This is a genomic window from Aminipila sp. (assembly GCF_032051575.1).
GTDB lineage: Bacteria > Bacillota > Clostridia > Peptostreptococcales > Anaerovoracaceae > Aminipila.
In genome coordinates, this window is record NZ_DAMBYD010000006.1 from 121004 (window position 1) to 136370 (window position 15367).

General features: G+C 38.5%; 8 protein-coding genes. 2 read left to right on the forward strand and 6 right to left on the reverse strand.

What is annotated here, in order from left to right; all coding sequences use genetic code 11:
- Positions 1-11: 11 nt before the first annotated feature.
- On the forward strand, positions 12-1493 hold the full coding sequence (locus RTW14_RS09715; RefSeq protein ID WP_312650186.1) for a serine hydrolase: 1482 nt from the start codon (positions 12-14) through the stop codon (positions 1491-1493).
- A gap of 1 nt (position 1494) precedes the next feature.
- Here the strand turns inward: RTW14_RS09715 and RTW14_RS09720 are convergent, their stop codons facing one another.
- From RTW14_RS09720 to RTW14_RS09730, 3 genes are all read right to left on the reverse strand, one after another.
- Complete coding sequence (locus RTW14_RS09720; RefSeq protein ID WP_312650189.1) at positions 1495-3519, reverse strand: sigma-54 interaction domain-containing protein; 2025 nt, start codon at positions 3517-3519, stop codon at positions 1495-1497.
- 168 nt (positions 3520-3687) lie between these two features.
- Positions 3688-5319: an aspartate 4-decarboxylase gene (gene aspD, locus RTW14_RS09725; RefSeq protein WP_312650192.1), complete on the reverse strand. Its 1632-nt coding sequence runs from the start codon at positions 5317-5319 to the stop codon at positions 3688-3690.
- Positions 5320-5399: 80 nt separating this feature from the next.
- Positions 5400-6134: an aspartate/glutamate racemase family protein gene (locus RTW14_RS09730; RefSeq protein WP_312650196.1), complete on the reverse strand. Its 735-nt coding sequence runs from the start codon at positions 6132-6134 to the stop codon at positions 5400-5402.
- A 183-nt stretch (positions 6135-6317) separates the two neighbouring features.
- On the opposite strand from RTW14_RS09730, the gene RTW14_RS09735 reads away from it, so the two are divergent.
- On the forward strand, positions 6318-7190 hold the full coding sequence (locus RTW14_RS09735; protein ID WP_312650199.1) for a LysR family transcriptional regulator: 873 nt from the start codon (positions 6318-6320) through the stop codon (positions 7188-7190).
- A 998-nt stretch (positions 7191-8188) separates the two neighbouring features.
- Here RTW14_RS09735 and RTW14_RS09740 read toward each other — a convergent pair.
- From RTW14_RS09740 to RTW14_RS09750, 3 genes are all read right to left on the reverse strand, one after another.
- Positions 8189-9892 (reverse strand): amidohydrolase, encoded by a 1704-nt coding sequence (locus RTW14_RS09740; RefSeq protein WP_312650202.1) that lies wholly within the window; start codon positions 9890-9892, stop codon positions 8189-8191.
- Between the two features lie 13 nt (positions 9893-9905).
- The gene (locus RTW14_RS09745) at positions 9906-11270 is read right to left on the reverse strand and encodes an APC family permease (protein ID WP_312650205.1); all 1365 of its coding nucleotides are present in this window, start codon (positions 11268-11270) and stop codon (positions 9906-9908) included.
- Positions 11271-11592: 322 nt separating this feature from the next.
- Positions 11593-15210: an S-layer homology domain-containing protein gene (locus tag RTW14_RS09750; RefSeq protein ID WP_312650208.1), complete on the reverse strand. Its 3618-nt coding sequence runs from the start codon at positions 15208-15210 to the stop codon at positions 11593-11595.
- Positions 15211-15367 lie beyond the last annotated feature (157 nt).

A 15367-nucleotide genomic window follows, 5' to 3' on the forward strand; every position in this document is an offset into this window, starting at 1 on the left:
TACTAATCAATATGAAAAACAGGACAGCTGTCAACGAACTGCTTATTCAACGGGAAATGGATTTCTGGAATGTGCCAGGATTATCTTTGAGTATTGTAAAAAAAGGTCATGAACCTTATACGAAAACCTTTGGCTGGAGAGACAAGGAAAATCAACTGGAGGTAATGGATACTACACTTTTTGGTGTAGCCTCCTGTTCAAAATCCATGACCTCTGCAATAATTTCCATGTTGGTGGCTTCAGGGAAATTGGACTATGATATTCCCGTAACAAACTACATTCCTGGCTTTGCAATGATGGATGAAGAAGCCACTGACAGCATGACCCTTCGGGACATGCTGTGCCATAGAACAGGACTCGGTGGCCATGATGCCATATGGCCCGTCCCCAAAACATTAAAAGAATTCTCCCAGGTTTTTTCATTTCTTCAACCCAGCGCTCCCTTCAGAAGCAGGCCGCAATACAGCAACATCATCTATGCTGTAATCGGTTATATTGCAGAAGCCGTAACCGGACAATCATGGACCAGTCTGATGCAAAATTATTTGTTTGATCCATTAGGTATGACCTCGGCCAATTGTCAGGCAAAGGACATGATCTATTCTGACAATTTTGCTCATCCATACCAGGTATTAGACGGCAAACTTACCAAACTTCCCGTCTGGAATGTAGATGTAGTCGCCCCGGCAGCATCCGTTAACTGTACTGCAATAGATATGTGCAAATGGCTGTCTTTCCTGATTAATAAAGGCCGAACTGAGGACGGTACTCCATTGATTCCCGAAAATATCTTCCAAGCCATGATCACCCCACAGGTAGATTTTTCAGATGATATAGGACCCGATGCAGAACTATACCCCTCAGACGGATATGCTATGGGGTGGAAAACCGGTAAATACAGAGAAAAATTAATTTGTAAGCATACGGGCAAAATCGAAGGATATACCTCCATACATGCCTTCATGCCAGATGATGATATTGGAATCTCCCTTATGATGAACCTTCATTCCCCCACCATTGCCATCATGCATACGATTCTCTATACTCTCATCGACTCTCTGCTGGATCTTCCTTCGGTTGACTGGACCTGGAAATTCAGAGATGACAGGAAACCTACGGCGGAAGATTATAAGGATTGTCACGTGGACATCTTTCATTCCATTTTTCCAGATGCCATCCCCAATGAAATGCCGTCACAGCAACTTATGGCATACTCTAAGGCTCACTTATATGAAGGTACATACTACAATCCTGGATATGATTTTTTAACAATAGTATCCAAGGGTGACAAGTTATATATGAAATATAGGGATATGTTTTTACCTGTAACACCTTATTGGACCGGTAACTTCCGAGTGGATAACGTAAAAGAAGATATATTCACGCTATCCATCCCACTTACCTTTATCTGCGATGAGGAACATAAAAGCATTGGTTTAAGAGTCCGTTTTGAGTCCCTGATCGATGATATTCTATTTCTTAAAAAAGATTAACTTACACCTGTTTGATATATTGGATACCCTTTTCCGTAATCTGTGCCCCGCAGCGGCCGCGCTTTATAGATATAAAGCCCTGGGATTCCAGGTCAGACAATATCGTCCGCAGTTTACCGTCACTGATTTTAATACCCTGCATATTCAGGTTTCCAATCATTGCACTGCGTCCAATCCCATGATAAGCCTGGGTAGCTTTGTAGATTTCTGTTAAAACCTTTTGGAAAACAATATTTACGTCAACAGGTGTTCTTTCATCAGCAGAATTTTTTTCCATGGCAGAACCTGCCGGTTCGAAAGAATCAGCGGCCGTTCTGCTTTTTATTTCATACAAATACTCGGGAAATTTCCCAAGTGTTTTATAGTACAGGCTGGCACTTTGAAGCTGTCTGATGTTCCCAGGCCATTGGTACTCTACCAGCAAGTTTTTCTCGCTCTCAGTAACATTACTGTATGCTTTCCCGAGAAAAAACTTCAGCAGAGGTAAAATATCATCTTTTCTCTGACTTATGGATTTTAAAAACACTGGAATCACGTTTAATCTATAAAATAAATCTGCACGGAATTTTCCCTTTTGCACCGCTTCTTCTAATTTTGAATTGGTTGCTGCTATAATTCTAATATCCACGTCGATTACCTTTTCACTGCCTATCCGCATAATCTGCTTTTCCTGAATCGCCCGCAGCAATCTCGTTTGAAGATTGGCTGAAATATCCCCTATCTCATCTAAAAACAAAGTTCCCGTATGCGCTTTTTCAAAGAACCCAAGCTTTCCGTTTTTTTGTGCTCCCGTAAAAGAACCGCCTTCATAGCCAAACAGTTCACTTTCAAGAAGAGTCTCTGGTATTGCTGCACAATTTACGGCAACAAAAGGCGCATTACTCCTATTAGAATAATTGTGTATGGACTGGGCCATTAATTCCTTTCCGGTCCCAGATTCTCCTCTTATCAATATTGTATAATCTGTTTTTGCTACCTGCTTTGCCACATCAATACATTCTGCCATGGAATCAGACTTAAAAATAATATCCTGAAAAGTATGTTTAGCAATCAATCCCTTTTTGGCGTTATAATTTTTTAAATTGATTTCTATGTCATGTAATATCTTTTCACTTTGCAAATTCAATAAATAGCCTATGGTCTCATCCATGAGCTTTATGGTAGTTTTTTCAAATATATAGTTTTCATCTGCCAGAACTAATGGATAATTTTTTAAATCCTCACCTCGGATAAGTTCAGCATCAATATATTCAAAGGGAGCATTCACATTTGTCTCAAATAGGGCATTAGCTTTCTCATTAAAATAAACCACTTCCAGATTTTCATTCAGCATAACGATAACGGCTAAAGAATTATCAACAACACGATTTAACAATTTCCCTTTTAGATAACTGTTATAATAATTATCATGATAATCCGTGTTGGGTTCGACGATGGTGTGCAAATGCCTAATCAGATTTCGATTTACCACATCATTTTCCAGATTAAGCTTTCTCATTAATTTCAACAATGTATCAAAGCTTATTTCTCGATACCCTATATTTACTATTTTCTTAATGGTTTTAGGTACCAGGCTCTCCTCATTAGGTGTAATAGCGTATTCTATCCCATTGTACTTTCCCCTTGCTGCTGATTCCCTGTCGTATGGAATTAGGTTCAAATGGCTGATACCCAGTTCATAAAGTGTATACGTGGTTTGTATGGTGGTTTCATAGGAATCATTTACAACGAGTACTTCCGTATCTTTAGGAATTTCCAGCATGGCATGCAGAAATTCTTTTCTTATACTTCTTCCAAGCAGGATCAATTTATAAAAATTTGATATATGATTTTTAAGCTGATAAATCATATCCTCATAAACCATCAGATATGCATCTGCTTTAATTTGTTCATTGGGCAGCAATTCACTGATAAAATAACTTTTTATTTCTATATACCCTTCAAATATGTGATACAGAGCATTTTCCAAATAAGTAATTACTCCCTGATTTTCTCTGTTTTTATAGATAAGTCCAATGTTTTTCATTGACATGACCTCCCAAACATTATTCTCCATTTAATTAACTATACAGGGTAAGAAAAAATAATACAACTAAAAAAGCAGCTGAGTTTGTACTACTCAGCCACCTCCATTAATTTTATGGGATTTTGTATTAAAATGTATGTATATGTTCTCAAAAGCCGCCCTACTTAACTAATTGTAATTTTTAGTCCATTCTTCTACATAACTTTCCATAACATCATGAAGAACTTTTCCTATTTTAGAATATGATTCGTCGCAGAGATTTGCCAGTGATATCCTTATAGACCATTCCGGACCATTGAAACCATTTCCGTCTAGGAGCACAATTGATGACTGTTCTGCAAGCCTTATAAGTATGTCCACAGTTTTATAGTTGTCCTTTAGGTATTTTGAGAAATCCTCACTGTAGTTTTGGCTTGCCCACTCAAGGAGATCGAACTGAGTATAGTACGCTGCGCTATATTGATCTTTTTTCACATCAAGCCCCAGCCCTTCAAACAATAGCTTCTGCCTACGGCGACAGATATTCTTTGTAAGATTTTTGTACTTATTCTCCCTATCTGTTATGGCGAACAAAGAAAAGAAAGCCATCTGCACCTGCTGAGGTGTTGAAAGTCCTGCAGTGTGGTTAAGAGCAACCTGTCTGCTATCCGCCACTATCCTGTCTACAAACTTTATGCTGTCTGGATTAGTTGAAAGCCCGGAGTATCTTCTTCTTGCTCTCTCTTTCTTATCCTCATCCTGCTCCTTTAGAAGTTTATCAAATACATTGTCCTCATAGATAGCAATAGTTCCAAGCCTCCAGCCTGTGACTCCGAAGTATTTAGAGTAAGAATAAACCCCTATGGTATTATACGGCAGGTCAGCCATCAGAGACCTGAAGCCGTCCACAAAGGTGCTGTATACATCATCTGATATGATCATGATGTCTGGGTTGTCCTTATCCACGATGTTTTTCAGGAGCTTAACTGATTCTGGCTTCATAGCAACCGAAGGAGGATTGCTTGGATTTACTATGCAAAGGGCCTTTATTGATTTGTCCCTAAGCTTCTCTATTTCTGAATCAGGATACTGCCATGTTCTGTTGCCTTGCTCATCCACTTCGTTTGCGGAAATATTCACCACTTCAAAGCTATACCGCGGCAGATGCGGTATCTCCAGATAAGGCGTAAACACTGGTGTCATGATAGCTATCTTATCTCCCTTTGAAAGCATGTTGTTTGCGATGAGGGAATCGAACACGTAGCACATCCCTGCTGTAGCTCCCTCTACTGCAAAGGTCCTGAAAATACCTTCAAGCGGTTCATTATAGCATAACTCCTGTATAAGGTAGTCGTTCACCACTTTTTCTACATGCCATAGCATCCTGTCAGGCATAGGATAGTTATCCCCGATTATGCCGTCTGCAAGCTCGTATATCCATTCGTCCGGATTGAATCCTTTCATCGTTATTCCGTAGTTTATTATCCTCTTAAGGTGCTCTGCCCCTGGAGCGGTGCTGTTTTTGTTGAGGTATTGCTTGAAACGTTGTGCAATCCCTTCCTTCTCAGGCATTCCCCCTAAGTCCCCTTCGTTCCAGACCCGTCTGCTTTCTGAAACTGCGAACTGGCCAAATGTGAAGAATGCTTCTCTAGGAGTTGCTGCTATCCAGTTAGGATTTCCCCTTCCCGCATCCAGCAGCGAGTGCGTTCCGCTCTTGTTTGACTCTGCTGCAAGACTTATTAACTTGTCTTTGAGTTCAAATGGGCTGATTTTACCATATACTTTTTCTATTTCTTCTCTTTGAATACTCATTTTATCCATTAATATTTGCCCCCTATTATTTTTATGTAGTTTTATATCTTCTAATTAGCATTAATCATATGTTGCTTATACTATAAAGTTTAATCCATAGCTTTTCTTCCCACCATTTCAATTGCGCTCTGGGCTAGTATTTTAGTTGGGTCGATAAAATTGCCTTTTATATTCATCATCTGGAAAGCCACAGGCAGTTCAGTGCAGCCTAAGATTACAGTATCTATGTTCTGCAATTGGAAAAAAGAAAGTATAGAATTTATATCGCCCATGTTGTATTCTGTTCGTCCAGCTTTAATGCCATATATTAAGTCACTAACTTTGTCCTGATCTGCATCATTTGGTTTTATAACATCAATACCATACTTTTTTAATACCTTATCATAAACTCCGGACTTACAGGTTCCCGCTGTGGCTAACAATCCTATCTTACTGGCGTCAGGTTTGACCTTTTTTATTTTTTTAGCAACTTCTTCAATCATATTAATAAAAGGTATACGAAGGTATTTTACTATTTCATCGTAAAAGTAATGGGCAGTATTACACGGCATTATTATGACATCAGCTCCCATCAATTCAAGTTTCATAGCTGCCTCTACCATGTATTTCGTAGGATCCTCCCCATAACCTAAAATGTAACTAGTTCTATCAGGTATTGCAGTATAATTGTCAATCAATATATGGATATGCTCATTATCATTCTTAGCTTCTGTAAGAATAATAATTTTATGGAAAAGATCATCAGTTGCAAGTGGCCCCATGCCACCTAATATTCCAATTGTTTTATTATTCAAATGCTCATTATTAAAATTTGTATCAGACATTATTAAATCACCACCGAATTTATATTTAATTTTATTTTGAAATTATGTTAATAAGAATATGATATCGCGATTTTCAATTATTCTGATTTACAACATCATTATAGCACCGTATAATATATATGAAAAATACTATAAATATATCGTATTTATACTTTTTAAATATAAATCAAAGGAGTGATTTTCTTGGATATTAAACAACTTAATTATTTTCTTGCAATTATTGAGGAGGGCAGCATAACCAAAGCTGCTGAAAGACTGCACATAGCTCAGCCACCGCTTAGCCATCAATTGAAGCTTCTTGAGGAGGAACTTGAAATAAAACTAATAGAAAGGACTACTAAAAAACTCCAAATAACAGGTGCTGGTGAACTTTTACAATATCGCGCTGAGCAAATTTTACAGTTAGTAGAAACAACTATCAACGAATTAAAAAATTATAACAAAGAATTCTTAGGTGTATTATCAGTGGGTACTGTTCCATCTTCAGGGGGAATACTTTTACCAGAATTGCTATATTCTTTTCATGAAAAATACCCTAGCTTGAATTTTCAAATACGAGAAGGAGATACATATAGAATATTAGATATGCTGACTAAAGGAATAATAGATATTGGAATCGTTAGAACTCCATTTAATTCTGAGATCTTTGAATCAATCAGCTTACCATTTGATCCGATGATGGCTATATCCAAGGATGATTTATACTTACAGGGAGAAAATGAATTTATATCAGTAACTAATCTTATCAATGTCCCACTAATCATAGATCGCAGATTTGAACTGATGATAGTTAGCTCGTGTAAGAAGGCAGGATTTAAACCTAGAATACTTTGTGAATGTGATGATGTCAGATCGATAATATCATGGGCAGAAACAGGGATGGGAGTTGGTATTGTACCTAAACCAGCTACTGGACTTATTTCAAATCCGAATATAATTTGTAGAGAGATCAATGAGTTATCTTTAGAAACAAGAACAACTCTGTTATGGCTTAAAGACCGACATTTATCATACATCGCCAAAGAATTTTTGCAGGTTTTTGAAGCTGTTATATAGACTATAAGCACCAAGAATTCAACTTTAGGGAGGTGCTGATCAAAACTTAAATAAACATCTGTCAACCTGTTTTAATGACGATTTCAAATCTGGGGAGGAAGTAGTATCTGCTATTGCAAATGACAAAACTTTGCTATCAGGTTGGAAGTAACTTTAGCCATAAATTTTATAACCTATACTAAACAAAACCGTAATCCTTTTCAATATTGGATTGCGATTTTTTTATTGCTATTTAATAAATATCGAAAACAGATGAATATCATCATGGATTTGCTGCTTACAGTTTACTTCTATACTGAAAAGCGGCAGGGTTTGTGAATCATTTAAGTTGACTGCAAACTCTGCCTCTTATTTATTCACTGATTCAATATTCAATTGTGCCTTCAGAGCTAGTGTAAAATCATTAATATTTTCGAATTTGGCCTATTCAAACCGTCATTTTCTTGCCCTATTTTTTCTTAAAATCACAACATATTGTGATTCAATTCTATTTTTCTTACTCTGAAACACATTTTGTCTTTTTTTTTATCTGCTCAAGGGTATCCGAAATCTCGGTTACGCCAATATCCTACCAAGTCCTTTATTTTTCAATCATGGAGAGCTAATGCTTCGTACAGACACAGGCGATTATATACTAAACGATGGAGAGATTCACTTATGTTTGATTCTTCTATCGGGCATACCTATGTCAATGGGCAAGACAACCTTCTCACTTTTTTACGACTTTTAACTTTAATTTCATGATACCGCGGCCATTAATCTTGTATTTTAGCTTTTATCTCTTCTCCAACAAGCAGACTACCTCCGTATGCCTTGAATTTGCGATAATGATGTCGTCAGGAACTAGTCATTCCTTGGCAGCAAAGTAACTTTCTTTTCCTGATTTTGATTACTGCCCCAAATTCACTCTAAAATCACATATCCAGTGATTCCTTTTGTATTATATTTTTATTTTATTTTGGCACGTTCTATGGTGAGCTATCTTTAATGTGTTTCTCTCACCCTTCGTAAACGATTCGCCCTTGGAAGATAGTGCTCTTTACCTTAAGCTTGTAAATTTCATCCACCGGAATATTCTCTAGATCACAATCGAGCAAAACAAGCTCCGCTGATTTACCCACTTCGATGGTTCCTGTCACATCTTCCAGCCAGTTCTGATAAGCTCCGCTCCACGTCAGACTCTTCATGGCATCTTTCAGCTCAACTTTTTCTTTCGGTGCTAGGACTTTTCCTTTGAACCTTTCATAGTCAGGTGCATCCTTAAAAACAGATCTGGTTAATGCGCACTGAATCTCGTGGTAGGGATTTGGCGGAGGTGTTACAGGAAAATCAGTTCCAAAAGCTACTATGCATCCTGCATCAAGAAGTTTCTTGCATGGGAAAACCGTTAAGGCCCTTTTTTCTCCTAAGAAAGGGATGTAATATTCCTGCACATCGGTATCATACACCATCCATCTCGGCTGACAGGAACCAACAATATTTGCCTTAGCCATCTTTTTAACATCTTCATCTCTAACAAGCATAAGATGTGCAATTACATTTCTTTGCTGCGTCTCTGCACCTTCCTGCGCCTTACACAGGCATTCCACCGCCTGTTTTACAGATAGATCTCCCATTGCATGTATGTGAATCTGCATGCCTGCTTTTATTATTTCACGCATACAGCAGATCAGTTCATTATCATCCCAGAACAGTCTTCCATTATATCCTTGTGTCAATCCACATGTTTTGATTATGTTTTCGTCATAGGGTTCACATGTACTCATTTCGCCTTCCAAGAATATTTTTATAGTATTTCTCTTAAAAAGTTTTCCCCTATTGTCGCTGCCTTTTGCTAATATGATATTTTTGATTGTTTCCTGATGATTTTTATAGTCCAGCGTATATACTCCACGTACCCGCATGGTCAGTTCCCCTGCCTCATCCAATTCCCTGTAAGCTGCAGTTGCATTGTCTGTATGCATTGCATCATTGATCATTGTCACACCATAGTTATTTGCCAGATTTTTTTGGTAATATCTTATGACTTGCTTATATTGATCCACGGAAAAATCATATTCAGGCACTTGTCGCTTGATTAAGTTGATTGATTCCATCTCCTGAAAAACTCCTACTGGATAATTATCTTCTTCACGCAGGATAGCACCAGTTTCAGTATCCGGCGTAGTTTCATCCAACCCTGCGATTTGCAACGCCTTGGTATTTATCCAAATATTATGCTGGCAAAATGACTCGAGTATTACCGGTTTGTTTGAACATATTTTATCAATATCATGCCTTGTGGGCATCCTTTTTTCTCCAGATGCTCCGTTGAAGTTGGAAAGGTTCCAGCCTGCTCCTCGGATGATTACCTCGTCGGGATGCTCCACAATATATTTTGATAATCGTAACATATATTCATCAATAACAGCCTGGCAAGTTTTATATTCTTCTCCGACATACACATGGAACAAATTGCATCCCATGATAGCGCTCGCTGTCCATGATGCGTGACAATGATCATCGCACAATCCGGGTAGAATCGTATTCCCCTTGCAATCAATCACTTTCGTATCTGGTCCAGCATACTTCTGTATATCTTGATTTCCCCCGACAGCAGTTATCGTACCTTTTGTTATAGCAATTGCTGCCCCTCGACTTATGTCATCGTTTTCAGATACAGAATAGATTTTTCCGTTTTTCAGAATGATATCTGCATTCATAATAGCACCTCTATCAAAGTTCTAGCTCCGGCGGTAATTCTTTGAACCCTTTTGTTTTTATAGTCAAGAAAATTATTCCCAGTGCAAGCCAGCTAAATCCAACAATCTTTGCCTGTATCGTGAGACTGAACCACAAGTATACACATACAATAGTTCCTATTATTGGCATTATTAGAAAAGTGATTATTCCCTTTAAATTTCTCTGATGTTCTTTAATATAGTATTGGAAAATTACAGTAACATTGGTAAAAATAAAGCCTGCCAGAGCGCCGAAGCTTACAAGCGAAATCGCCTCTGCAAGGTTGTCCTGAAATATAACTGCAGTAAGACCTACTGCTGAGGTTAATAAAATATTTTTTGATGGAGTCTGGTATTTAGGATGGATATAACCAAAGAATTTCTTAGAAAAAAAACCATCGCGGCCCATCCCTAATAAAATTCTTGTAGTCGCCGCTTGTCCTGCAATACAGCACCCAATACATGCCAAGGTATTTAATACAATAAAAACGGAATTCATCCAATCTACTCCTATGTAAGCATAATACTCTATAATTGCAGTATTAGGATTTGCCATTTCTCTCACAGCCGTCGGCCATCCGCAGTTCATGATATAGGCTACTATGATAAATCCGATACCCGCACCCAGACAAATGATAACAACTGCACGTCCAATCATTTTTTCGGGATTAATTGTCTCTTCTGAATACGTTGTTACAGAATCAAACCCTACAAATACAATTGCCATCATTGCCGCAGCCGAAAAAATGGCTGGATTTTTGATTGTATCAGGATTATAAAAGCCCTCTGCATATAGCAACGTCCCCGTACCTCCTCCGCCTATAACAAATCGTATTATAAAAACTAAGGTGACAATAACTACAACAATAGGAAAAATTGTATTGATATTATTCATAAATGCAGCAACTTCAACTCCGCGATAGTTGCAGAACGTTACAAATATAACCGTTACAAAGATCCATACCCATATCGGCACTAAAGGCAAAGCTACATTTAAGTATAAACCACAGGATAAATAGCATGTCATAGGCAACAAGAAATAGTCTAGCATTATCGTCCATCCTGCAATAAATCCAAGCTTTGGATTTATTGCCTTAGATACATAGCTATATACCGATCCAGCAACTGGATATCTTTTGCTCATCTTTGCATAGCTCAATGCTGACAATAGCATTGCAAAAGTTGTAATTATCAGAACTAAAGGAAAATTTCCTCCAGTCATATCATTCACTATTCCGAAATAAAAAAGCACGCTTGCTGGACATAAATATGCTAGTCCCTGACAAACTAGTGTCGGGAGTTTCAGAACCCTTTTCAGTTCCACAGGCTGTTCTAACATTACAGTATTATCATTTCCCATTTTATCACCTTACTTTAATTTGACCTTAAACCACTTAATATTCTGGATAATACAGTAACTACAGTTTTCCGACAACAACATTACCGTCAAAGATCATTGTAACTAATTAATAATTTAATTGTTTTAGAATACTTTAAATTATTGTAAAAATCAATAGTATTCTGTTTTTCAACTATTTTTTCAATTAATCAGCAGCCAAATGGCGTTGTAAAACCAAACAAGGATGGCTCAAAAACTGAGCCATCCTTTACGAAACTTTTTTTAAAATAACAATGTAAAAAGTACTTGTTTATCAAATTTTTTCAAAGATTTTATTGCAAATCTACTTTGATAGCAAATTGTACAATAGCTGTGCCATTTCCGCTCTACTAGTCATGCTCTTTGGAGTGAGCTTACTGGCGTTGCCACTGATGGTACCCGTTTCCACTAGCAGTGTCATGGCATCATTCGCCCAGGCGGCAATCTCGGTACTGTCGGAAAAGTTGGTGAGTATCTTGCCTGAATCCCCCTCAGGCAGCTCATTTAAGGATTTCAATACACTGTACAGCAACGTAAACATCTCCTGGCGTGTGATTTCCTTTTTCGGTACAAACAGGTTATTACCCACTCCTTCGGATATTCCAAGCCTCTTCGCCTCAGCCAGGTAACCTGTATAATAGGTGTTACCCGCATCTTTGAAGTTATCCTTAGACTTTTCATTCGGAGCTATTCCATACGCCTTCATCAACATGACTATGAATTCTCCTCTGGTCAGCTTTGCTTCCGGGCTGAAATGATAGTTGCCAGTGCCTTTCGTAATCTCCCTCGCGGCTATATACGAAACCGCCTTTTCATACCATGCGCCAGCCTTTATATCGTTAAAACTCACCTGATTGAAGCCTACGGCATAGTAGCTAAAATGTGTTGTGCTGAAGGTAACGGATCTTGTGACTGGGTCATAGTGCCCGTCGGGTACGGAAAGTGCCTTACCACTGCCGTCGATGTACCATACAACAATTCTTTCAGGGTTCGCTAGTTCGGCTGCTGTAGGTGTATAAGGTATACTTACCATAACTGGCGCAGCCGGGTTATTCCATTCGGTTTGCGCTCCGTCGAGAGTCAAGTTAAGTTGGATAAGTGGCCGATCGCCAATCGTCATTTTTATTTCATCAGTCAGCTTTGATTTATCACCCTTTCCGATTGTGATGTCCGCTTGTTTCCCTTTAATGCCCGCGATTCCCGCCAGCATGTCTATGGGGATAGTAACGTTGCCTATACTATTGCAGAAGTTCATAGAGTCCTTCTCTTTTAAGCGGTACAGGGAATTAACAGGTATTCTCAAAGTATATGCGTTTATGCCTGGGATGGACGGTATGTTAATGCCCTCTGTTTCTGTACCGTCAAATATGTCTTTTCCCAGAGTTCCCACGTCTACCGTTGCCCTATGGGTATCCATATCTACATTAACTGGCAGGGTGCTTTTCGATAAGCCGCTGTTTGAAACCACTGCCTTGTAAGTTGGCGTTGTACTGTTAGTTGGGGAATTGTTCCCCCCTCCTGGAGAATTGTCACCCCCTCCCGAGGAGGGCTTAGCCTCCATACGCTCAATAGCTATAGTATAAGTCTTTGTTGTGCCATCTTCTGCTGTCACTGTAACTTCTACAATGTTACTCCCCACGTCAAGATTTATGGCTCCTGACGAGCTGCTGCTTGTTACCGTTATGCCATTTACTTTTACTGTTGCATTGCTTTCTTCAACAGTGGGGGTTACTGTTACCGTCGTAATATTATTTGGCACACTTGCAGTATAGTTTGTTATCCCAGACACAAACATGGGAGATAAGGTACTATTGCTTAATGTTAAGCTGCTTAAGTTTGCCTTGCTTGATTGGTTTACTTTTACTGTAAAAGTAACGTCAAAGCTTTGGTTTATGCCATTGTCCGCGGTTACTGTTATCGTTGCGGTATAAGTTCCAGCTGCAAGACCGTTTTGAGGCGTTATTGTAAAGGCTGCTGAAGTTGTACTACTGTTTAGGATAGTTGTACTAGGCTGCTCAAGGGTAAAACTCCCTTCGTTGACTCCGCTCAAAGCTACTGCTAAGTTTGTTACATCGCCTGTTCCAACTCTGCTTATTGTTATGCTTTTCGGAGTTGTTGAGACATATCCTTCTGTTTGTGCTGGAAAGGTATAGGTTCCTGTTTGTGATATTGCTAATCCATAAGTTGGCTTTGCAGTAACGATAATTGTGGCATTTTTACTATCTGTTAATTCTCCATCACTTACTGTAAAATTAACAGTATAAGTACCAGCTTTGTTTATCCCAGGTGTCCATGTTAAAGTCCCGCTTGCTGCATCAAATATTGCTCCTTCTGGTAAGTCAATTGCCGAATAGGTCACTGGACTACCATCAGGGTCTGAACCTGCCAATATAAAGCTAATCAAGCTGCCTTCTTCTCCATTGACTGTCCCTATTTCATCTAATACCGGTGGACTGTTATCCACCCATTTTGCATAAATAGTTGTATCTGCTGTAATTTTATCTGTATTAAAATTACAAGGTGTCAAACAGCCTGAATCCTTATACCACCCTTTAAAGAGCTTTCCTTCATACACGGGATCAGCTGGAGCTTTTATTGTACTCCCGGGGGTTGCTTTGATACTTGCAACAGAGCTGCCACCATTTGAATTAAAGGTAATGGTATAACACGTATTTATAGCAGTTAATCTATAATCTCCTTTTAATCCATCGTTTTTATATATTGAATCAATATAAAGGGTTCCATCTTTCCCTATTGTAGGAGAATTTCGCGAATCACCAGTAGCCGCCTTCCAATTTATAGTACCATTGGGGTTTATAGCATATAGTTCGCCAAATGATGGGCCTAGCGTCTGTGTCGTAGTATAAATAATCCCATTTGCGCCTATTATGGGTGTACTTCTTGTGTCCTCTTCATTAGAGAACTTTAAAGACCACTTTGTTTCTCCTGTTGTTCCTGAATCATTAATGGCACAGAAATAATCATATGCTCCTAAATATAGCGTACCATCTGCTCCTATTGCTATTGAACTGCTTATCTCCGTGCCACTTGTTTTCATTCTCCACTTGAGGGTTCCACTTGGATTTATAGCACATAATATACCAGTATCACTCCCAATGTAAATAGTTCCATCTACTCCTATTGCCGCTGCATTACCTAAAAAACCCTCTACATCATATGACCACTTAATGCTGCCAGCAGGATTTATGGCATATAATTTGCCTTCACAAGTACCAATATAAATAGTTCCATCTGCTCCTATTATTGGAGAAGCAGCTAGCGTATTTCCTAAATCAATTTCCCACTTTAGGCGACTACCTGGATTTATGTCAGAATTTATGGCCCTAAATTTACCATCCATAAAACCAGCATAAATAGTTCCGTCTGCTCCTATTGCAGGGGAATCTGCCACCTGGCCTCCTACAGAATATGACCATTTCAGAGTACCATCTGGATTCATGGCATACAATTTATTGTCATTCGAATTCACCGGACTAAATATACTAAACGAAATCATGTAAATAGTTCCGTCTGCCCCTATTATCGGTGAAGATAATATTGGTTTTCCCACCAGAGGATAGGTCCACTTCACAGTCTTATCGGGGTTTAGCGCATACATTGTGCCAATTTCCGAACTAAAATAAATTGTCCCATCTGCCCCTATTGCAGGTGCAGTTCTTACGAGATAATCTGCGCTGAATGACCAAAATATTTCATATTTTGAAGGCCCAGTATACCGTGATTGTCTTGTCCAGTTATATTCTGTTGGTTGAGCGGCATTCAAGTCATAAGCTCCAGCAGAATATTGGCTGCCTTGGCTAAAAAGTGTTTCTGTTTCTGCTTGTGCCGTTTGAGTATTTATAATTATATTAAAAACAATTAATGCAATCATCGAAATTGACACGAGAATTTTTTTCATCATTTTGTATTCCTTCCTTATTTTGTGTACCTTCCTTTATAGTCTTGATTTTATATAAGGATTTTTCCATTAATTTCTGTATTACTTTAGACTACTTGAAATTCAAAGTATATTCAATGTCGTTTTATAGTTGTTTTTATCGGATTTAACATTAAAACGG

What these genes read in the sequence shown, in the direction of transcription:
- RTW14_RS09740 (WP_312650202.1), bottom strand. Translation starts at nt 9,892, where the DNA reads ATGAATGCAGATATCATTCTGAAAAACGGAAAAATCTATTCTGTATCT.
- RTW14_RS09715 (WP_312650186.1), top strand. Translation starts at nt 12, where the DNA reads ATGAAAAACAGGACAGCTGTCAACGAACTGCTTATTCAACGGGAAATG.
- RTW14_RS09745 (WP_312650205.1), bottom strand. Translation starts at nt 11,270, where the DNA reads ATGGGAAATGATAATACTGTAATGTTAGAACAGCCTGTGGAACTGAAA.
- RTW14_RS09750 (WP_312650208.1), bottom strand. Translation starts at nt 15,210, where the DNA reads ATGATGAAAAAAATTCTCGTGTCAATTTCGATGATTGCATTAATTGTT.
- aspD (WP_312650192.1), bottom strand. Translation starts at nt 5,319, where the DNA reads ATGGATAAAATGAGTATTCAAAGAGAAGAAATAGAAAAAGTATATGGT.
- RTW14_RS09730 (WP_312650196.1), bottom strand. Translation starts at nt 6,134, where the DNA reads ATGTCTGATACAAATTTTAATAATGAGCATTTGAATAATAAAACAATT.
- RTW14_RS09720 (WP_312650189.1), bottom strand. Translation starts at nt 3,519, where the DNA reads ATGAAAAACATTGGACTTATCTATAAAAACAGAGAAAATCAGGGAGTA.